The 22,524-nt window shown below is 42.7% G+C and carries 14 protein-coding genes; 7 read left to right on the plus strand and 7 right to left on the minus strand.

Annotated elements, in window-relative coordinates; all coding sequences use genetic code 11:
- Window positions 1–2,925 (minus strand): FAD-binding and (Fe-S)-binding domain-containing protein, encoded by a 2,925-nt coding sequence (locus tag N7U62_RS18220; RefSeq protein ID WP_264139512.1) that lies wholly within the window; start codon window positions 2,923–2,925, stop codon window positions 1–3.
- A 219-nt stretch (window positions 2,926–3,144) separates the two neighbouring features.
- On the opposite strand from N7U62_RS18220, the gene N7U62_RS18225 reads away from it, so the two are divergent.
- Window positions 3,145–3,984 carry an ion transporter gene (locus N7U62_RS18225; RefSeq protein ID WP_264139513.1) on the plus strand — a complete coding sequence of 280 codons (840 nt, stop codon included), beginning with the start codon at window positions 3,145–3,147 and terminating at the stop codon, window positions 3,982–3,984.
- Here the strand turns inward: N7U62_RS18225 and N7U62_RS18230 are convergent.
- Window positions 3,975–6,080, minus strand: a complete 2,106-nt coding sequence (locus N7U62_RS18230) for a PDC sensor domain-containing protein (RefSeq protein WP_264139514.1) — start codon at window positions 6,078–6,080, stop codon at window positions 3,975–3,977. The two genes, N7U62_RS18225 and N7U62_RS18230, sit on opposite strands and share 10 nt — an antisense overlap.
- A 163-nt stretch (window positions 6,081–6,243) precedes the next feature.
- On the opposite strand from N7U62_RS18230, the gene N7U62_RS18235 reads away from it, so the two are divergent.
- From N7U62_RS18235 to N7U62_RS18245, 3 genes are all read left to right on the plus strand, one after another.
- Entirely contained in the window at window positions 6,244–7,890 is a 1,647-nt protein-coding gene (locus N7U62_RS18235) for a S41 family peptidase (RefSeq protein WP_264139515.1), read from the plus strand.
- A 39-nt stretch (window positions 7,891–7,929) separates the two neighbouring features.
- A complete protein-coding gene (locus N7U62_RS18240) occupies window positions 7,930–8,841 on the plus strand; it encodes a bile acid:sodium symporter family protein (RefSeq protein ID WP_264139516.1) in 912 nt (303 codons plus the stop codon).
- Window positions 8,842–8,911: 70 nt separating this feature from the next.
- Entirely contained in the window at window positions 8,912–9,130 is a 219-nt protein-coding gene (locus tag N7U62_RS18245; protein WP_264139517.1) for a hypothetical protein, read from the plus strand.
- Between the two features lie 310 nt (window positions 9,131–9,440).
- On the opposite strand, the gene hemB is transcribed toward N7U62_RS18245, so the two are convergent.
- Window positions 9,441–10,415 (minus strand): porphobilinogen synthase, encoded by a 975-nt coding sequence (hemB, locus tag N7U62_RS18250; protein WP_264139518.1) that lies wholly within the window; start codon window positions 10,413–10,415, stop codon window positions 9,441–9,443.
- A gap of 185 nt (window positions 10,416–10,600) precedes the next feature.
- Here hemB and N7U62_RS18255 point away from each other — a divergent pair, with 185 nt between their 5' ends.
- Window positions 10,601–11,839, plus strand: a complete 1,239-nt coding sequence (locus N7U62_RS18255; protein WP_264139519.1) for an aspartyl protease family protein — start codon at window positions 10,601–10,603, stop codon at window positions 11,837–11,839.
- Window positions 11,840–11,994: 155 nt separating this feature from the next.
- Window positions 11,995–15,357, plus strand: a complete 3,363-nt coding sequence (locus N7U62_RS18260; RefSeq protein ID WP_264139520.1) for a methylmalonyl-CoA mutase family protein — start codon at window positions 11,995–11,997, stop codon at window positions 15,355–15,357.
- Window positions 15,358–15,360: 3 nt separating this feature from the next.
- Here N7U62_RS18260 and N7U62_RS18265 read toward each other — a convergent pair whose 3' ends face one another.
- The 4 genes from N7U62_RS18265 to N7U62_RS18280 all read right to left on the minus strand — a co-directional run bounded on the left by N7U62_RS18265 (window position 15,361) and on the right by N7U62_RS18280 (window position 21,218).
- Window positions 15,361–16,455: a porin gene (locus tag N7U62_RS18265; protein ID WP_264139521.1), complete on the minus strand. Its 1,095-nt coding sequence runs from the start codon at window positions 16,453–16,455 to the stop codon at window positions 15,361–15,363.
- A gap of 114 nt (window positions 16,456–16,569) precedes the next feature.
- Complete coding sequence (locus N7U62_RS18270) at window positions 16,570–17,976, minus strand: UvrB/UvrC motif-containing protein (RefSeq protein ID WP_264139522.1); 1,407 nt, start codon at window positions 17,974–17,976, stop codon at window positions 16,570–16,572.
- A gap of 59 nt (window positions 17,977–18,035) precedes the next feature.
- Entirely contained in the window at window positions 18,036–20,768 is a 2,733-nt protein-coding gene (locus N7U62_RS18275; protein WP_264139523.1) for an outer membrane beta-barrel protein, read from the minus strand.
- A 9-nt stretch (window positions 20,769–20,777) separates the two neighbouring features.
- Window positions 20,778–21,218: a hypothetical protein gene (locus N7U62_RS18280; protein ID WP_264139524.1), complete on the minus strand. Its 441-nt coding sequence runs from the start codon at window positions 21,216–21,218 to the stop codon at window positions 20,778–20,780.
- A gap of 160 nt (window positions 21,219–21,378) precedes the next feature.
- On the opposite strand from N7U62_RS18280, the gene N7U62_RS18285 reads away from it, so the two are divergent.
- Entirely contained in the window at window positions 21,379–22,515 is a 1,137-nt protein-coding gene (locus tag N7U62_RS18285) for a lactonase family protein (protein WP_264139526.1), read from the plus strand.
- The last annotated feature ends 9 nt before the right edge of the window (window positions 22,516–22,524 follow it).

A 22,524-nucleotide genomic window follows, 5' to 3' on the forward strand; every position in this document is an offset into this window, starting at 1 on the left:
CTATTTGATCAGAGCGCTGTAAAGTACCTCCACCGGGTGCAAGGCATGCTTGCCTGTACCATCTTTGATTTGATGACGGCAGCTGGTACCTGGTGCTGAGATGATCGTCTCTTTGTCAGCATTTCTTACCGCTGGAAATAATACGAGTTCTCCTACCTTCATCGAGGTATCAAAATGCTCCTTTTCGTATCCGAAGGATCCCGCCATGCCACAGCAGCCCGATGGAATCATCTCTACCTCATAGTTGGCAGGTATCGACAGGGTCTCTTCCAGTGTTTTCAATGAGGACAAGGCCTTTTGGTGACAGTGACCATGAACTTTCAGCTTTTTCCCCTCTGTAGTAAACTGAGAAGGATCGATGCTGCCACGGCGAACTTCCCTTACGATAAATTCTTCAAGAGTCAGACAAGCATCAGCAACCTCTTTGGCTTTAGAGATCAAATCACTATTGCATAGATCTGGATACTCGTCCCTGAGAGTCAGAATAGTCGATGGTTCTAGTCCTACCAATGGCTCAGCTGTGCTGATGGTGCCATGTAGCTTTTCAATATTAATATTGGCATATTTTTTTGCCTTTTTGACCATCCCTTTAGAGATCAAGGCACGGCCGGACTGCTCTAGTTCTGGGTGTATTACCTGATAACCCAATGCGTCTAGTAGTTTGATAGCAGTGATACCAATTTCCGCATCGAGATAATTGGTGAATTCGTCAAAGAAGAGATAGAGCTTCTTATCCGATTTTTGATTCTTGAGCTTGCTGCGATTCTTTTTGAACCAGGATTCCATGGTCGTGCCTGGCATCAAAGGCATAGAGCGATTTTCGTGTACACCCATCAGTGACTTGCCGATTTTGCCTGTCAATGAACCTTTGAAGATGGCATTGTAGGCCCATGGCACCATGGAAGCCAATTTCATGTTGAGGGCATATTCTCCCATCATCCGTTTGGATAGAGGCATGCCGTTGGCATCATAGTACTGCTGCTCGAATTCGGCTTTTAGTCTCGCCATGTCCACGTTGGATGGGCATTCTGATTTACAGCCTTTACAGGATAGACAGAGATCTAGTACCTCCTTGATCTTTTCACTATCGAACTTGTTGATCTTGTCCGAATGGGTCAATACCTCTCTTAAGATATTGGCGCGCGCACGTGTAGTGTCCTTCTCATTGCGAGTGGCCATGTAGCTTGGGCACATGGTACCGCCACTGCCTTCAGATTTACGACAGTCACCTGATCCATTGCAGAGCTCTGCAGCACGTAATACGCCTTGGCTTTTATCCCAGTTGAAGTAGGTTTTGATTTCAGGATCGGGTTGGTTGGGCTCATACCTCAGACATTCATCCATTTTGGGCGTGTCGGTGATTTTTCCCGGATTGAAAATGCCTTTTGGATCCCAAATCTTTTTGATCTCTTTAACTACCTCATAGTTTTTCTCACCGATCTGTTCTTTGATGAACTCCCCTCTCAGACGTCCATCACCATGTTCGCCACTGAGTGATCCTTTATATTTTTTGACTAATCGAGAGATTTCTTCTGCCACGACTCTAAACATGCGGTGACCTTCTTCGGTCTTCATATTGAGCACAGGTCTCAAATGCAACTCTCCAGAACCGGCATGCGCATAATGTACACAGCTCAGGTTATATTTTTTCAGCGTTTCGTTGAATTCACGGATGTATTCTGGCAAATCCTGAACATCCACAGCAGTGTCTTCTATCACTGGCTGGGCTTTGGCATCTCCGGGGATGTTGGCCAGCAAACCGAGTCCCGCTTTTCTAAGAGTCCATATTTTTCCGATGTCTCCACCTTTCAACACAGGGTAGTGGTAGCCCAGCTTTTCTTTTTTCAGCTCCGCAATCATTGCCTCGCACTTTTTGTCAAGGGCCTCATCATGTTCAGCAGCTAATTCTACTACCAGAATAGCTCCTGGGTCACCTTCTACGAAAAAGCGATTTTTCTGCTGCTCGATGTTCTCTTTCGTGCATTCCAGGATGATGTTGTCGATTAGCTCACTGGCATGAGGTTCATATTTAATCCCTACTAGGTTGGCAAGTAGCGATTCATGTATGTCGTTACAATGGATACAAACCAGTGCCTTGTCCTTGGGAGGTAGGGGAAGTGTATTGACTTTGATTTCGGTAATGAAAAGCAAGGTGCCTTCCGAACCGGCGATCAGCTTACAGAAATTAAATTCTTCTCCTTGAGGCTCGAAGGGTTGGTTGATGGCCAATAGGTCAACCGCATATCCTGTGTTTCTTCTTGGGATACTGGGTTTTGGAAATTCCTTGGCTATTTCAGCTCGCACTTCTTCTGGTTGCAACAGATCGTGGATTTGCTTGTATATCTGCCCTTCTAGACTGCTTTCTTCTTTCTTTTGATTGAATTCCTCCTGGGTCAAAGTACCGAAAGTCACTTCGCTACCATCAGATAAAAAACCAGTCACTTCCAACAAATGTTCTCTGGCACTACCGTAAACGACCGAGTTAGAGCCACAAGAATTGTTTCCAACCATACCCCCAATCATGGCTCGGTTGGCAGTAGATGTCTCTGGGCCATAAAACATGCCTTCAGATTTGATGTGTCGGTTCAAATCATCGCGAATGACGCCTGGTTGTAGCCTGACCCAGTTTTCCTCTGGATTTACTTCGAGTATTTGATTGAAATACTTAGATACATCCACGACTATTCCTGCGCCAACCACCTGTCCGGCCAATGAGGTGCCAGCAGTTCTTGGAATCAGTGAGGTATTGTTTTCATTAGCAAATTGGATCAGCTGAAGAATGTCTGACTTGTCTTTTGGCATAGCTACCGCAAGAGGAAGTTCTCTATAAGCGGAGGCATCCGTGGCGTACACAGTTCTTAACGTTTCGTCCCAAAATAAATCTCCATTCAGCTGTTCAGCCAACTTCTCCAATGCTTTTTCCATGGCGGCAAAAATATGACATTAGGGTTAATCTTGATAATTTCCTTATGACAAAACCAAAAGATATGTCGATATGTTGAGGATATCGAAATAATCACTGCTATTGACAATGATTTTATCAAAATTATATCTGAGTGGCAAGCAGGAAGATGAGGTGATCTAAGAAGAAATATACGGACTAGTCTTAATTCTGAGGAGATTGCTTTTAATTTGATTCAAATTATGAAAAAGGAAGAGGTATCACATTTGAGTAACTGGCAACAGAAGATCCATGAGATTATTTTTGGATACGAAACTGCGGGCGGCAAACTGTTCGATGTTTTTTTGCTGATAGCCATTTTGATGAGTGTGATGGAAGTGATGCTGGAGAGCGTTCCCGAGATCGATGCTCGATTTGATTATGAGCTGAAGGTAGTTGAATGGATTTTCACCTTTCTTTTTTCGCTAGAGTATATAGCCAGGATTATCTCTTCTCCGAGACCTATACAATACATATTCAGTTTCATGGGTATCATCGATTTGTTGTCGTTGATTCCTACTTATTTAGGAATATTTATTGATGGGACACATGCGCTTTCCGTCATCAGGTCGATACGTTTGATTCGTGTTTTCAGGATTTTGAAATTGACGCACTTCATGGGTGGAGCTCAGCAGTTGGGATCCGCACTTTGGAGTAGCAGACACAAAATCATCGTTTTTCTAGGGACGGTACTTTGTCTAGTCGTCATCATTGGTACGCTCATGTACATGTTGGAAGGAGGTAAAAATGGTTTTACGAGTATTCCTAAGAGCATCTACTGGTCAATAGTGACCATCACTACTGTAGGATATGGAGATATCGCTCCTGCTACATGGATGGGGCAAACATTAGCTTCTGCTCTGATGATCATTGGTTATGCCATCATTGCGGTGCCTACAGGTATCGTGACCAACGAAATCATTCGAGGCGAAAATGTACGAAATGCGGCGGTTTGCCATAATTGTGGCACCAGAGGACTGCCTTCTCATTCTAACTACTGTCTCAATTGCGGTAGTCAAATCAAATTCTCGGATCAAAAGTAAAAAATGATTTGGGTAATGAACATCCAAGAAAACAGGAGCACAGGCCAGTAAGAAATTTTTACTATAAGATTGTCCTTGTATAGTAGCCACGGATACCTGTCAGTTTTGGTGAAAGTAACTACGTTAATGGCCAGAATTGCCATGATGACGTACATCGTCAAATAAAAGGTTTCAATATAGGTCAGTTCAGGTGTGCTCAATCTCCTCCTTAGGTCTATGTGGGCTACTAAAAGCACAAAAAAGAAACCCGCACAACTTTGTACTACTCCCATCATGCTCACTCCAGATTTGTCCTCCTTGTCTCTGGTGGTACTATAGAAGATCAAAAAGATCATAGAGGCGACCACCAGTATTGGGATGATATTGGTAACCATCACATTTAATAATCTTCTTTTGAGATTGATGTTAAAATTCATAATCGGGTAGGAGTTGAGCCCTTTGAATCTTTGGTGACCAAAATGCTCTTGAAAATTGACTATCTCAAAGGAGAAATTGGAAGCAACAAGCTTAGAATCTCGGAAGTAGATGTCACTATTGATCCCAGGTTTGCTATGAGGAGCCGTATCAGAATAGCTTTCCAAATCAGGGACTAGAAGAATACCAGATTCCGGATCAGGATACATGATCTCAATATTGATATCTCGAACATCAAATGGATACCTGGAGTAGTCCAGTCCCATCTTTAAATTAAGCCGGAAGGCCCAGACATGCTTGGTGTACTTTTTTTCCTCCTCAATTGAAATTTTTTCAAGTTTTTTTAATCCTGTAAGAGCCTCCTGAGGAAACCGGAAACCTGCGTCGAAAAATTTGCCTAAATGTACAGGCCATTTTTGCCATACCTGGCCTCTAATAGCTACGGTGTAAGAGTCCAAAAACTCAAATTCTTCAATGAAGATGCCTGTTTGTACAGGAATGAGTTGATCCATGCCCAGTGTTCTGGCTTTTTGATTTTCTTTCCTCACGAATCCCTCAAGTTCTGTCCTAGTTTCGATATTTATCTCGTTCTCATCTAGTCTGAAAGTAGTATTAGAGAGATTAATGTTCCACATCAAAACTATATTGACTACAATCAGTAAAGAAGATGCGATAGATCCCAGCCAGAGTTTTCTGGTTATGGTTAGCTCGGCTCCCAATAAGTAGTAGACGAAAAACAGGAAAAGTAAGGTGCTTAGGCTTAATCCTACATAAACAATTTTTCTTTCTGTAGCGACCGTGTTCCCCAATAAGTCAGAGGTGTTGAAAACGATAAGGGCTTTCCATTCGCAGTGAGGTATAGTGGCAAAGAAGGTGTAGCCACTCTGTCCGGATGTCCTGGAATAGGATAATTGACCCGATTTACTACTGTAGATTTTATCTAGATCTGATTGAATACCTATGTCCTCTGCTACCTCATTAAGCGTTTGTTCCAGAATAAATTCAGGGTAAGGGTGAGCTATAAAACTACCTTCTTTCGATACCAACATGCCCATGCCCGTATGTCCCAATACCAATGAGTCAATACGGTCGGCTATTTTTTTCAAATCTAGAGTAAGGGAAATAACCCCTGCAACCTGAGTGTTTTCTGCATCATAAAAAGGTATGCCATAATCTGCAACCACCAAGTTGGCCGCCGTGGCTAGATAAGGTTCTGACCAGATGGTTTTTTTGGAATTGAATGGAACAGTAAACCAATGGTTCGATTCAATAGAATCTATGGTGTAGTCATAGCGGTTCTCCAAAAAAATAACACGTCCACGGCGCTTGTCATAAAAGGGAGCAAAATCAAAAAGAGAATCCTCTTCGCTCAATTGATGACCATAGGCGATCGTGATTCCCTGAATGTAATAACTGTCCCTACTTTCTTTTTTCACTAACTCAACGATTTCCTCTTGTGATAGGGAATGTGTAGAAACCAAATCCTTTATTCTTTGTCCTCTATTGGTCACATTGTTCAAAATAGAGTCCAAGTCGTTGGTAACTGTTTTGATTGCTTTATTACCTTCTGTAATACTCTTGTTCACACGTTCGTTTTTCGAACTCCAGTAACCATAAATGAAGTAAACAGAAATGAGACCGAAAATGCCAATAAGAAGTAGGACGATCAGTTTAGATTTCATAAAAGGATTAATTGCAATGGCAGTTGATTTGACTGTTTAAGATAGGATTAAATGAGCTAAATGCACAAGGAAAGTTGATATTGCATGTCAGGAAGACATCTATTTTCCGTAGACTAAAAAATAATATCCTACTTTTGTTAATGGAGGATTCAAAATCTGAATAATGAAAAGACGAAACAAAATCATATTTCTTTTTCTTCTACCAATAGTCGCCTTTGGAGTATGGTCATTCTCAAATGACGAAAGATACTTTGAGATGGCAAAGAACCTTGACATTTACTCTACTTTATACTCTGAAGTCAATAAGTATTATGTAGATGAAGTGAACCCAAATACTCTAATAAACACCAGCATAGATGCCATGCTGGAAAAATTGGATCCTTATACTGTTTACATCCCAGAGGATGATATCGAAGATTTTAGAACCAATGCTACAGGCCAGTATGGTGGTATTGGGATTTTGTCCAACAGAATTGGCAATCGCCATTTGGTATTGAACCTATATGAGGAATCGCCAGCTCAAGAAGCGGGAATCAAAATTGGAGATGAGATAGTGAAGATTGATGGTAGATCTGTGGTAGGCATGAGTGACGAAGACCTGGGCAAGCTGATTAAGGGCCAATCTGGCACGGATGTTCTGGTTGGTGTGAAAAGAAATAAGGGCGAGTACCTCGATCTGCAAGTACAAAGAAAGAAAATCACGATCCCGAACATCGCCTACAAAACATTGCTGCCTGGTAATATTGGCTATTTCAAGTTGACAGAATTTACCCGTACTGCTGCTGAAGATGTGGAGTCTAGTGTAAAGGATCTGAAAAATCAGGGTGCCGAATATATTGTCTTTGATCTACGCGGAAATCCTGGAGGATTGTTGAATGAGGCCGTAGATATTTGTAATCTGTTTGTGCCGAAGGGATCAAAAATTGTGGAAACCCGAGGCAAAACGGAGGCCCAAAGTATGACTTATGTAGCTGAGAAGGAGCCTTTAGATTTAGGGATTCCACTTGCTGTGATTATTGACAACAACAGTGCATCCGCTTCGGAAATTGTCTCAGGGGTAATTCAGGACTATGATCGTGGTGTCATTGTTGGGCAAAAATCTTTCGGAAAAGGATTGGTACAGGTGACTAGACCTTTGTCCTACAATTCGCAATTGAAAGTTACCACGGCAAAATATTATATTCCAAGTGGAAGGTGCATTCAGGCATTGGACTATCAGCACAAAGATATAAACGGCCAGGCTACAGAGATTCCTGATTCATTGAAAGAGGCTTTTTTTACCTCTAGCAACAGGATAGTCTATGACGGTGGAGGTGTCGATCCAGATATCAAGGTGAAGAAACCTAATAAATCTTCTTACATAGAAAATTTGGCCAAAAGCGGTTTGCTGTTCGACTATGCGACGGATTACTATTATGCTCATGAAGCGATCTCGCCAGCTACAGAATTCAAATTGAGTGATCAGGAGTATGAAGCTTTTGCCTCTTGGGTCAGAAAAAAGGATTTTGAAAATAAATCTAAGATTGAAGGAGCAGTAGATTTGCTGGCTCAGGCAGCCGAAGAAGACAAGGTTTATGCACAGCTAACGGACGAAATTTCTAGAATTGATGATGAGATACATAAGTTGAAGGCCAATGGGTTGACCACCTTCAAGAAGGAAATAAAGCATCAACTCGAATTAGAGATTATCAGAAGATATTATCTCAATCAAGGCGTTTTGGAAGCTACGCTCAGCAAAGACCCAGAGGTGATCAAAGCTATGGAGACACTCAACGATCCGGACAAATATCGAAGTATCCTGCATAAATAGTCTATTCTTCGTCTTATCTTAGATTTTTAATTTCGATTTATGAAAGAGTCTCTGGATCATGTGGTCTTGCATTTTAGCAAGGATTCCTTGCTGTTGCTAAATATTTCTTTGGCCATTATCATGTTCGGAGTGGCTCTGGAGTTGAAGTTTCAGAGTTTCAAATTGCTGTTCAAAACACCCAAGCCCATTTTGATTGGTTTGGCTTCTCAGCTGCTACTGCTTCCTTTTTTTACCTATTTGTTGGTGTTACTGGTGAAGCCATCGCCAAGCATGGCACTAGGTATGATGCTCGTGGCTTCATGTCCTGGAGGGAATGTGTCTAACTTTTACAGCTCATTGTCCAAAGCCAATGTGGCTTTATCTGTAAGTCTCACTGCCATCACTTCATTATTCTCGTTTATAATAACTCCGCTCAATTTTGCCTTTTGGGCGAGCATGTATGGGCCTACTTCCGAAATCATGGAGAAGGTCAGGTTAGATATCTGGGAGGTGATTATCACCATGCTTACGATACTGGTCATACCCCTTATTGCTGGGATGAGTTTCCGAAAGCGCTTCCCTATGACGACTGGAAAGATTTACAAGCCTATCAAAAAGCTGTCAATTGTGCTCTTTGGCTGCTTTGTGGTATTTGCGCTCAAAGCTAATTTTCAGCAGTTTTTGGATTATATCTTCAATATTCTTTTCATCGTCTTGCTTCACAATTTGATTGCACTATCGAGCGGCTTTTTCACGTCCAAATATTCGGGTTTGCCAGATCGAGACAGGCGTTCGATCACTATCGAAACAGGGATTCAAAATTCCGGTTTAGCACTTGTCATTATTTTCGAATACTTCAACGGATTGGGCGGAATGGCACTGATCGCCGCCTGGTGGGGAGTCTGGCATCTCTTGTCGGGAGCGGTGATTTCATGGTATTGGTCTGGTCGCGAGCCGGTTGCAGCTAATTAATTCTATATAGATGCTCTTCTCATTTGCTTTTAGATTGATTAATATTGTATATACGCTACAATTCAATTGAATGAAAACGGAGTTTATTTGGTACAATCCTGCTGAGAAAGAATATCAGTTTGGCGACAAGAATGAATACATGGCGATTATTAAAAACAGTAATCAGTCAGAAAATTTCGTCATTCTTGACAGCTTTGATGATATCAATGGAGCTTTTCGTCAAAAGCTCATTTCCAGATTGCGTTTTCTCAATTCTATCCGAAAAACCGACATTTTCGAGTTTATTTAATCGATTCTAACTGTTTGTAGGTCGTATATCCCGATTCATCTATCATTTTTAGGTATCCATCTATCCTAGGCTCTTGTTCGTGGAATCAACTAGTATTTTGACCTAGTGATCGGACTTAACGGGCCATCAATCGAAATAAGTTTTTAGGGTCATTTCGCTGCTCTATACTTGTATTGTCTTTAAGACAAACAAAGAAGGCTTACCACAGAGCCACCTGACAAGATCCCCAGCTAAATCGGAAAGATCAGGTTGTATGAATGAAATGACACTTCCCATCCCGGGAAGTGTTTTTATTTTAAAGCGATTGTACTTATCCTTTTAGCAATTGTGCGGCTTCCTTGGCAAAATAAGTCAGGATGATTTTTGATCCTGCTCGCTTCATGCTGAGCAAGGCCTCCATCATGGCACGATCTCCGTCTAACCAGCCTTTTTGAGCAGCAGCTTTGATCATAGCATACTCACCAGACACATTATAAGCGGCTATAGGCAAATCGAAATTGTCTCGGAGCAATTTGATGACATCCAGGTAGGCCAAGGCCGGTTTGACCATCAAAAAATCAGCACCTTCTTCTTCATCCATTTCGGCCTCTATCATAGCCTCGCGCAGATTAGCAGGGTCCATCTGATAGGTCTTTTTATCTCCAGATTTAGGAGCAGAGTCCAGTGCATCTCTGAACGGACCATAAAATGCACTTGCATACTTAGCTGTGTAAGACATGATCGATGTGTCTTCATAGCCTGCATCGTCGAGTACATCGCGGATATATTCCACACGACCATCCATCATATCTGATGGCCCGATGATATCGATACCCGTTTCGGCCTGTGCCAATGCCATGGCACCCAAAACCTCAAGCGTTTCGTCGTTTAGAATTTTTCCATCTTCATCCACGATACCGTCATGGCCATCTGTCGAATAGGGATCCATGGCCACATCTGTCATGATACATGCTTCCGGAAAGGTCTCCTTCAATTCTTGAAGAGACTCCAGATAGAAAAAATCTTCCTGATAGCTTTTGGTGGCCATTTTGTCTTTGTGCTTTTCGGCCACTACCGGAAAAATATCGAATGCCTTTATCCCAAGTTCCATGCATTCTTCCATTTCCTTTTTCATCAAATCTGTGCTCAAGCGATAGATTCCTGGCATAGATTCAACTTCTATTTTGCTTTTTTTCCCTTCCAGTAAAAATAGTGGGAACATAAAGTCTTTAGGAGAAAGACGGGTCTCTTCCACCATGTTTCTAATGACTTCAGATTTACGATTTCTTCTTGGTCTTCTTAGCATGAGATTTCGATTTGGGAACAAAAGTAGAAAGAATAGTCCTGATTCTACCATTAGCATTCATTGCCTTCGTCTTACAGCATACTAGACCGTTGATAATCAGTAATTAAAATTGAATAGCTGCTCGATAATGACTAAATTAATAAGGGTAAAACGATAGGAAATTGTTTTAAGATAAAGGAACAGCGATGAGGAAGAAGATTGGCATAGCGATATCTGCACTGTTGATAGTACTATCTATCCAGTACACCTATGCCCAACAAGTCGGGTTTGACCTTCCAGAAAACACGAAAAGAGTCCGAATTGATTTTAAAACCCACAACAATCTTATAGTCATTCCTGTAGTTATCAATGAGTTTATTACAGCCAATTTTATCCTAGACACAGGAGTTCAGTACCCGATATTGACTGAAAAGCTGATTGCTGATATGATTGGTCTGGAGTATGCCCGAAGGATTATCATTCAGGGGCCAGGAGAGAATGATTCAATCACTGCTCGAGTAGCTATGGATGTCAAATTAGAATTGCCAGGAGGTGTGCATTCTGGTATCAATCAGGCATTGTTGGTATTAGAGGAGGATTATTTGGGCTTAAGAGAATCTATGGGAGCTGAGGTCTATGGAATCATTGGTTATGACATATTTAGTCGCTTTATAGTGGAAATCAACTACGATGATCAGTATATAGTACTGCATGAGCCAAGAAAATATAAGCCCAGAAGAAGATACAAAAAGGTGGAAATGAGAACTCACAACACCAAGCCATATATCAACCTGGCAGTGACAAACAATCGCGGCGAAACCAACAAAATGAGCTTGATGATTGATACTGGTGCTAGTCACTCCTTGTTAATTGATAATCCTGATGATCGTAGCGTTCTACCCACTTCTAATATTACTTCAGTCATAGGCAGAGGCTTAGGAGGTGAAATCAAGGGTAAGCTCGGTAGAGTCAAGACGGTCAAGGTAAACAAGTTTGAATTTGATGACCCGATTGTTTCTTTCCCATTAGAGGGAGATTACGGTTCTGGTGTGAAGCGTGGTAGTAGAAATGGTACTGTGGGCAGCGAATTTTTGTCTCGATTCAATGTGGTGTTTGACTATTTCTCTGGAACTCTCTATCTAAAAAAGGGACAATCATACTCATCTCCCTTTGAGTATGACATGAGCGGAATGACCCTAGTGGCTCATGGAGAAGGCTTTGATCAATATAGAGTAAGCGCCGTAAGAAAGAACTCACCTGCCTATCTGGCGGGAATCAAGGTCAATGATATAATCGAGACCATCAATGGTTTCAATTATGAAACCTTGCAATTGTCTGGTGCCAGTGCGATGCTACGGTCACGTGAGGGAAAAAGGATTACAGTGAAGGTGACCAGAGATCAATTTGAATTCAAAACTTCCTTCAAACTCCAGCGCTATATTTAGTACGAAAATTAGCGAAAATCCTCACTTGTTTATTTCTCCTCTTGGTTCAAATCCTTTCAATATTTTTATGAAGCTGCTTTTTTTGGGGAGGAACTCGTAATTTGAATCAGCGAAAAAGTTATTTTTTCTACTTTTGGCGAAATTATTAGAGCGATATGAACACACCGACAATCCAGGTATATTCTCCCCAAAATGCGATACGAATAGTTACTGCTGCTTCCCTCTTTGATGGGCATGATGCGGCCATCAATATTATGCGTCGCATTATTCAGGCCACAGGTGTGGAGGTCATTCATTTGGGTCACAATCGCTCCGTGGATGAGATTGTCAATTGTGCCATACAGGAGGATGTGCAGGCCATTGCGATTACTTCTTACCAAGGTGGACATGTGGAGTATTTCAAGTATATGTATGATTTGCTCAGAGAAAAGGGTCGTCCAGAAATAAAAATTTTTGGAGGCGGAGGCGGAACCATTCTACCTGAAGAGATAAAGGAGCTCCATGATTACGGCATATCACGAATCTACAGCCCCGACGATGGACGTGAAATGGGATTGCAGGGGATGATCAACGATATGATTGAGGCCTGTGATTTCCCAATTGGTCAAAGTCTAAATGGTGAAGCCAATGAATTGTCAGCAGTTGAGCCTTTGGCCATTAGTCGTTTGATCACTGCTGCAGAAAATTTTGCTGACACGAATAGAGAAATTTTAGACGGTGTACTATCCAAAGGGAAAGAAGTAAAATCACCAGTACTCGGCATAACTGGAACTGGAGGGGCCGGAAAGTCATCGTTAGTAGATGAACTCGTCCGCAGATTTTTGATGGATTTTGAGGATAAGCGCATAGCAATTATTTCGGTGGATCCATCAAAGAGAAAAACGGGTGGAGCACTACTCGGTGATCGCATCCGTATGAATGCCATCGACCATCCAAGGGTCTACATGAGATCTCTCGCTACCAGACAGTCCAATCTGGCCCTTTCGAAGCATGTCAAAGAAGCAGTAGACATTGTGAAAGCGGCGGGATATGATTTGGTCATTTTGGAGACAAGTGGAATTGGTCAGTCGGACACTGAGATTACGGATCACTCTGATCTTTCGCTTTATGTCATGACTCCAGAATATGGAGCCGCTACCCAGCTGGAAAAAATCGATATGCTGGATTTTGCTGACATTATTGCGCTGAATAAATTCGATAAGAGGGGGGCTCTGGATGCACTGAGGGATGTGAAGAAACAATACCAACGCAATCACCAGCTTTGGGATGCCAAAGAAGAGGAACTGCCCGTTTTTGGGACTATAGCGTCTCAGTTCAATGATCCGGGGATGAATCAGCTCTATGCTCAGATCATGAAGTCGATCGATAAAATATCGACCGCTGACTTCAGCCCCAAAATTCAATTGACTGAAGAGCAATCTGAAAAAATCTATATCATACCACCTAAGCGCGTTCGTTACTTGTCCGAAATTTCGGAAGGCATTCGTGATTACGATCAGTGGGTGGATCGCCAAAAGGAAATTGCACAGAATCTTTACAGTGTGCACAATACCATCCAGCTAGCGAGTGATCAGTCTTTGATTGAGAATCTGGATGAACTTTACGAAAAGTTAAGCCTTGATTTAGATCCTAGAAACAAGAAACTCCTGGAGGAATGGAATGCGAAAAAGGCCAACTACGAATCGGACGAGTTTATATATCAAGTAAGAGGGAAGGACATCAAAGTACAAACGAAGACCCTTTCTCTATCCAAGACCAAAATACCAAAAGTATCGCTCCCGAGGTATGAGGCCTGGGGGGATATACTCAAATGGTCTCTACAGGAGAATGTGCCGGGAGAATTTCCATATACTGCTGGGGTATTTCCTTTCAAGCGTCAGGGAGAAGATCCTACACGTATGTTTGCTGGAGAGGGAGGTCCAGAGAGAACCAACAGGCGTTTTCATTATGTATCGATGGGTTTGCCAGCCGCTAGACTATCGACTGCTTTTGATTCTGTGACACTTTATGGAGCAGATCCGGATTTTCGTCCTGATATCTATGGTAAAATTGGCAACTCAGGGGTGAACATTTGTTGTCTGGATGATGCGAAGAAGTTGTACTCTGGTTTTGATCTGACTGCCCCGACGACATCTGTGTCGATGACCATCAATGGCCCTGCTGCTACTATCTGTGCTTTCTTTATGAATGCGGCAATAGATCAGCAGTGCGAAAAGTACATCAAAGAAAATGGACTGGAGGATGAGGTAGAGCAAAAAATCAATGCCCTATATCAGGACAAAATTAGACCCCAATACCAGGGAGAGCTACCTGAAGGAAACAATGGATTGGGCTTGATGCTATTGGGAGTAACCGGAAATCAGGTGCTTCCTATGGAGATTTATCAGCAGATCAAAAAGGATACTTTATCCAAAGTAAGAGGTACCGTGCAAGCCGATATTTTGAAGGAGGATCAGGCACAGAATACTTGTATCTTTTCTACAGAATTTTCTCTCCGAGTAATGGGGGACGTACAGCAGTATTTCATAGATCAAGCCGTAAAGAATTTTTATTCCGTTTCTATCTCCGGGTATCATATCGCCGAAGCAGGAGCTAATCCGATCACTCAGTTGGCACTGACGCTATCGAATGGTTTTACCTTCGTGGAGTACTATGTGTCCAGAGGCATGGATGTCAATGATTTTGCGCCTAATCTGTCTTTTTTCTTTTCCAATGGTATCGATCCAGAATATGCGGTGATTGGTAGAGTGGCACGTAGAATCTGGGCCAAGGCCATGAAACTGAAGTACAATGCAGATGAGCGTTCTCAGAAGTTGAAGTATCATATACAGACGAGCGGTCGCTCCTTGCATGCACAGGAGATCGATTTCAACGACATCAGGACGACTCTTCAGGCACTATATGCGATCTACGACAATTGTAATTCGCTTCATACCAATGCCTACGATGAGGCCATTACCACGCCGACAGAGGCTTCCGTTAGACGGGCGATGGCCATCCAACTGATCATCAACAAGGAGTTGGGGTTGGCCAAGAACGAGAACCCGCTGCAGGGGTCGTTCATCATCGAGGAGTTGACAGATTTGGTAGAGGAGGCTGTGCTGGCGGAGTTTGATCGAATCACAGACCGAGGCGGTGTATTGGGTGCCATGGAGACCATGTACCAGCGCAGCAAAATTCAGGAAGAGAGTCTACACTACGAACATTTGAAACATTCGGGAGAGTATCCTATCATAGGAGTAAACACCTTCCTTTCATCACAGGGTTCTCCGACCGTGACACCCGGTGAGGTGATTCGTGCAACGAAAGAAGAGAAGGAATACCAGATCGAAATGCTTCAGAACCTGCATAAAGCTAATAGTAACAATTCGGAAAAGGCTCTGGAAGAACTGCAGCAAGTGGCCATTCAGAATGGCAACATCTTCGAGTCTCTGATGGAAACTGTAAAGTCCTGCTCTTTGGGGCAGATCACGGAAGCACTCTACAAAGTAGGCGGGCAGTATCGTCGAAATATGTAGTGTTTACCAGGATTTGTCAAATAGGATGGCGATTGAAGCGGTCATGAAGAAGTTTTGATTGGACAAAGATGAAATGTCATCAAATAGGTCGTCTGGACTATGAAAATATCGCCCTTCGATTCTGCACATGATTCTATTATCAGGTTGGTAGTCCATATTGAGTGAAACACCCGTAGTTTTAAAACCTGCAGGCCCTGACGAGCTAGTTACAATTTCATTTTCGTCATCAAAGTATTCCACCCGTAGGCCAGTGGCCCATCGCTGATTCCACTGCATATGCGCTACGACTACAGGTCCATACCACATGTCATAAGTGTCGCTGTTTTTGGCCGTTTGCTGCCATCCAAAATCAAACCCTGTGATCAGGTCCAGTTTTTCTGATAAAGAAAAGGTGGCGTATAGATTGTTGAAGTAGCGCATTCTGCGTGTCTCATCGGGGTCTTCGGTGCCTATGAATGTGCTCCAGTTTAATAGTACGTTCTCATTAGGTAGAAACTGAACTTGTGTTCCCATTGAGATCAAACTATTGCCAGGCACCCTTTGTATTCTTTGCCAACCATTGGTAGCTACAGCCATGAGAAACCACCTGTCATTGGGGCTATAGCTCAGCTTGGCTCCTGAGAGAAAATAGGGGGAGCTCTCGGCTACCAGGGGTCGGGTCAGCGTAAAATTTTCAATGGATAGCGCGCTGGCAAATCCGAGATGGGAGGAAAACACTCCCGCATCCAGCCAGAGCGTATTAGCACGATTCAAAGAAAGTCCGACATAGGCTTCATTGAGACGCTGAAGCATGTTTTCTTCGGCAGCATAGTTGTCTTGGGCATAGGTTCCAGCCTGTAGTGCAATTCTAGCATGATAGCGCTGCTTTTCGTAATCAAGGCGGATCAGAGCCAGGTTGATATTGAATTCGTTGTGTCGGTTGTGGTTGAATAGAAACGGCTGACGAATGCTGGTATTGGGTTGGGAAAAATCATAACTGTAGTAGGTGTCGATAAAGCCAGTAATATGAAGATCATCATTGGGAGTGTCTTGTGAAATGGCCATATGCGAGACCAAAAGACTCACAATCAAGAGGAGGCTTGAAAATTTTGGATTCATGTCGGATGTTTCATTTGTTAAGTCTGACATGAAAATAATCAAAAGAAAAAGCCAATGAAACTCATTGGCTTTTTCTGACAGGTTTTTTTATGACACTCGTCCCGTTTCTTTAGATTATTGATACTTTCTCCATTCCAATTTATAGTGGTAGTCTATATATCGGGTGAAGATTTCTTCATAGTATTTCCCCCAGCTGTCAGTGTCTCCACCCCGGCCTTCGATTGCCTGGGTATGAATGATGGCCTTCGTTTCAACATCGAACCATACAAAGTAGCCACTCATACGTTCGGTTTGCTGATTGATATTTTCTACAATATAAGTGAGCCCCAACCCACTTCCTTCGGGAGGGTAAAGTTCTATGTGCTTCTGGATTCTTTCCACATCCAATCGCTGTTCATTGCTCACAATCCAGCTTTCGCTTTCCAGGATGGCCTTGTAGTAGTCTTTGACTAGTTCATCTTCTACATTCAGTTGTGTCTTTCTTAGCCATGCCTCGAATCTTCCCAGGTTTAGATCCTTATCAAATTGTGCTTTCCATGATGAGATCAGCCGAAATGAGCTTAGCTCTTGACCCATAAGGCTGGGGTTGATATATCTAAACAGACTATAGTCAACGCCATACCAGGCGATTACTGGTTCGGTGTAAATACTACCTAAGGAATAAGAAGTCTTTGGAAGTTCGGCCCCACTGTTGGTAAACATCTGTGGCGTACTGAAGGCATACATTTTGTTCAGACCATAAAAGGCATACTCTCCAGCCAATAAAACATCCTTTATGATGATTTCGTAGTACTCATCACTCAGTTTTTTGTACTCTATGTTTCTGTAGTTTTTGGTATTTTGAGAGGTGTTGGAAGTAGCACTAAAGGGTGCTGCAGCAGTAGAAGAGGTATAGGCTGGCAGGTACCTTTCCTTGTAATCATCCCCGATAAGATCAAAGTTGACCAGCTTGAACAACTCTCTTGGGTTCATGCCAGGCGTCACTTTGATGATGAAAGAATCTCCTTCTTTTACCGTCACGTTCGATTTAGGTCCGTTCAACTTGTAGAAACTCGTCGCAGAGGCATAGAAGGCAAACCCTCCTGCCTTGGTCACCATTTCAGGAGTGCCATATTCAAGGTTTCTGACTGTATTAGAGTTTTTGTCCCAGATCATGACAGTGTTGATAAAGTCTATGGTCGGGTAGTTGCCACTGCTACTGGAGCTGCTGCTATAGCTTGGTCTGCTTTGCTGTGTAGGTCTGGATGTACTGCTTGAGTTTCCTTTTCCCTCAAGTGATAAGATTTGATTTTTTAGATCTGCAGCCTTTCCATACTCTTCATTTTGAACGGCTCGATCCAGTTCAGTTCTTAATTCATAAGCTTTTTTGAATTTAGCCGCTCCGGCATAGTCCTCGTTCATGGCGGCCTCTTTTTTCGCCTGATCCAATTCTGACAGGGAATAATCCATCAACGACTTTTGAGCGAAAGTGTAGGTCGAAATCGCTGTGATCAAAAATAACAGTGTAATAATCTTTCTCATATTCGGTCTTCAATATCTAATTCAAGACCGAATATAAAGAAGGACTAGCGCAAAGCCAATTAGTTCTTGTCAGTCTTGAACCTTCGGAGTTGATAACTTGCAGTTAGCATAAAGTATTGCTGGAGCACTTCTGTACGCGTTTCCTGAACATAGGCGGAAGTTACGTTTTGTGAGAAACTCTGGTTTTGTCCAAGCAAATCAAATACCGATAGCTCTATTTCCATGGCATCATTTTTCAAGAATTTGCGAGCCACACTCATGTTCCAAAGCACATATTCACTATCCGATGCTTCACTCAAGCCATTGTACTTTTGGTAGTAGATGTCATTTCTGAACACAAAGCCACCAGCAAAAATCAAGTTGAGTTTACCTCCTGTAGTTTGTGTCATGTAGGAGGTGTTTGCATCTTCATTGCTGGTGTTGTAAACCCTATTAGCATCTACTTGATAGTAAATGTTAAAGTCAAAGTTTTCACTAATGTTACTGGTTACACCCAGCTTGAAGTTTCCATTATACTGGTGGGCGATGTTGCTTTTGCCTTCTATTTGCCCCGGAAGTCTTGTGTAGTTGAAGCCAATAGAAGTGTTCAAATTTGACTTCAGCTTTTCTATCATTATACTGTGCGTGGTGTTGTTATTTACAGTCCAAAACCCATCCAAATTGATTGGTTGTGAGATTTGTGCACCTTTTTGAACGACTACACCGCTGGTATACACAGAATCCTTTTCAGCATATCGAGTCGAATTGGTGATGAAATTGTGAGTCATCTGTACCCGTGTGAAATTGGAAATGGACGTGTTGTTGTCCGGGTTGGGACGATTAAATCTCACCATTGCCATATGCGAATAACTCTGATCCAATTCTGGATTACCCATAGAAATGAAGAGCGGGTTACTGTTATCAATTACATTTTGCAGCTGGTTGATGGATGGGGCACTGGTGCTACTTCTGTACATCATAAACATATCCGCCTTGTCGCCCAATTCGACTCTACCCATAGCAAATGGCAGAAGGGCAGAAAAACCATTGTGATACTGGCCTGTCTCAGGCTGATATTGCTGGTTATTCAGCTCGGCGTATTGGTAAGCCAAACCAAACCGGTAGAACTTACCGAAGGATGAATTACTAAAATTGATCTCGGGTTTGTGCACCGTGTAGCCACTGGTAAATTCATTGGATAGCAGCGTGCTGTAAGTTTTGTTTCCCGATTCTGGATCTACTATATAACTGTTTTTGTCAGATGCTCTGTTGCGATAGCTGATTTCGTATGAGACGCCTAATTGACTTGTATTGCCCACAGGTTCAGCATAGCTGAGTTCGGCACTCAGTGTATAATCAGATTCGTCAGTCAGGTATTGAGTGATCGAGTCGAGCGCTACATCTTCATAGTAGTTTTCGCGATCTGTGTTTCGATAGTTCGTTCTTAGTTCCACTGAGGCACTGCGTCCGATCTTTTTAAATTTGTGCATGTAGCTCAAATAATTGTCCACATTGTAGGATTGATTCGAACTCTTGAAGTTGTTTTCTGTTTGGTTGACTCTGTTCCCAGCCTCATCCTGGGTCAGACCTACCGTATAATTCAGACTTTGGTTGTCCTGATAACTGATGCTGGGTCTGAAACGAATCTGATTGTTGTCGTTAATGTTATAAGTCAGTCGTGCATTCAAGCGATGATTCAGGTTTTCGGTATCCTGATTCTGTTGCTCGTTGTAGAACTGCAGGCTGTCTCCACGGAAGATCTCTCGATTGGTCGTCTGATCTCTACTGTTATTGCTTTGATTGAAAAAATAGCTCCCTTCCAAGTCTACTTTGTCTCCGAGATTATCCGTAAAGTTGACACCAATAGCATTGGTTTGAGTGATGCCACTTTGAGCGCCTACCAGAAGGTTGCCTCCGCCGCGTCTGAAACCTCCACGGCCGCCACTTACTTCTGCCAGATCTTCGTCGCTGAAGTTTTGCTGGTTGATGTTGTTGGTCATGCCTATGACGGTAACTCTACGATCTCCATTGAAGGTATTCAGGTTCGCACCAGCTTTGTAGCGTTCGTCTGTGCCATAGCCGGCATATACTTTCCCAAATTGACCATTTCTTCGATCTTCCTTGGTGACCACATTAAGTGTCTTGGTCGTGTTGCCATCATCTACACCGGTAAACTGCGAGCGCTCACTTTTTTGATCAAAAACCTCCACGCGTTTTACCACATCAGCTGGTAGAGTATTGAGGGAAAGCAAGGGATCCTGTCCAAAGAATCTTTTTCCGTCAAGCAATACCTGTCCTACAGTTTCACCATTGGCAGTGACTCCTCCATTTTCAATCACTATACCCGGCATCTTGCTCACGAGATCCAATGTGCTGGCATCAGGATTTACTTTGTAGGCTTCTGCATTGTACTGGGTGGTGTCGCCTTTTTGCTCCATGGCTACTACGGCCGCTTCGACCTTTATTTCATCCAGCATTTTTGAGTCTGGGTCGATCAGTACATTGCCCAGGTTCATTTCGGTTTCCATCACACGGATCACGCGACTATAGGGCTTGTAGCCCATGCTCCGAACAATCAATTTGTAAAAAGCCCGGTTCACTTTTTGGAACAGGAAAATACCATCCACATCTGCGATGACATATTTGGATTGACTGGAATCCTTAAGGTTGTAAAGTTGAACGGTAGCCCCCACCAACACCGAACCATCGGAGCTGTCTACCAGACGTCCATATACGTTGACTCCCGCTTCATCTTGAGCGAAAGAATAAAGGTGCGGTAGGATGAATAGGGCAATAAATATTAGTTTTTTCACGATCGATTATTATTGATTGGGTGCGGGACTTTGTTTTCTTCTCTCTTCCATTTCTTTGCGCTGAGCTTCTGTCATTTCAGCATAGATGGCATACTGCTCTTTGTTGAGTATATCGTACATGAGGCCATCTTTTTCGAGATTCAATGCTTCCATTTTTGTACGCATTTCGTCCCAGTTTCTGGTTTTTCGGATTTCTTCAAAGGTTTCTTCCATCGAAACAGCATATTCGTCATAGATGCCATCGATGATCATGGTTTGATCTTCTGATAGATTGTCGATTTTGCCATACAGATTTTGTTTTTCCCTCATCACTCGGTCCTTCATACTCATTCTGGGTTGTGCCATGGAGAGGAAGGCCAGGCCGAAAAAGGCGATAAAAAGTAGGATTCGTTTATTCATGATATTTTCTTTTCCCTTTAGATGATAACTCATTCTCAAACTTGCGCTCATAAGAATATTTTTTTGAAGTTTTTGGAAAAGTAAAACTAGAGTTCGATTATGATGAAAATTTGAAGTCTGGGGTAGTTGGTCTACGAACTACATCCATTGAGCTAAAGCCGACATTTCTTCTTGAAAGATTATTTAGCTTAGTAGGCAAAATAGATAACCAATGAAAACTCAAATTATACCTGTGCTGCTCTTGGTCGTAGCGATCGCCTGTAGTAGCCCTAAGAAAGATATGTCCAACACTCAACCTGTAGAAACAACGGAATTAGTCAATATTATAGTCGGGACCTATACCAGCAAAGACAGCAAAGGAATCTATCGCGTAAAGTTCAACCCTGAAACAGGGGCGCTTTCTGACACCTCTCTTTTGGTAGAAACTACTGACCCATCTTATTTAGCTCAAAGCAGTGATGGAGAACAAGTCTATGCTATCAATGCCGTAGGAGATGGAGATGTTTATGCTTTTGAATGGAATGAAGATCGATCAAAGCTGATTGAACTAAGCCATCGAAAGAGCATGGGGGATAATCCTTGCTATGTGGCGCTGAGCCCGGAGGATCAGTCACTGGCTTTGGCCAATTATGGGAGTGGAAACGTAGTTACCTATCCAGTCAATTCTGATGGTACGATTGGGGAGGCAGGTACTGCCCGACAGCACGAGGGACAGGGTGGCGATATGGATAGACAAGCCGGTCCACATGCACACTTCTCGCAGTTTTCTTCTGATGGCAAATATTTGTATGCAGTAGACCTGGGCACGGATCAGGTGATCTACTATCCGATGGATTCTGGACGAATGGGAGAAGGTAAAGTCGCGTTACAATTGGATCCGGCAGACGGACCTCGTCATTTGGATTTTCATCCTAGCAAAGCTTTTGTCTACGTGATCAATGAGCTAAACAGCACCATTGTAGCTGCTAAAGTTTTGGAAGATGGTAGTTTCGAAAGGATAGAAAAAGTAAGTACGCTCCCAGAGGGATACGAAGGAGAAAGCTACTGCGCCGATATCCATGTGTCTAAGGATGGTAGATTCCTTTATGGCTCGAACCGTGGACATAATAGCATTGCGATATTCTCAATTGAGGAAGATGGGAAATTGAAAATGGTGGCGACCGAGTCCGTTTTTGGAAACTGGCCTAGAAACTTCACCTTGTCTCCAGACAATAAGTTTTTGTTGGTGGCAAATAAAAAGTCTGACAATATCACCGTGTTCAAACGTGATGACAAAACAGGGATGCTGCATTTTACAGATCAGCAGATCCAGCTTTCACAACCTGTTTGTTTGGTGTTCGAAAAATAAAAGAAAGAG

Origin of the sequence: Reichenbachiella ulvae, from assembly GCF_025833875.1 — a bacterium.
Taxonomy (GTDB): Bacteria; Bacteroidota; Bacteroidia; order Cytophagales; family Cyclobacteriaceae; genus Reichenbachiella; species Reichenbachiella ulvae.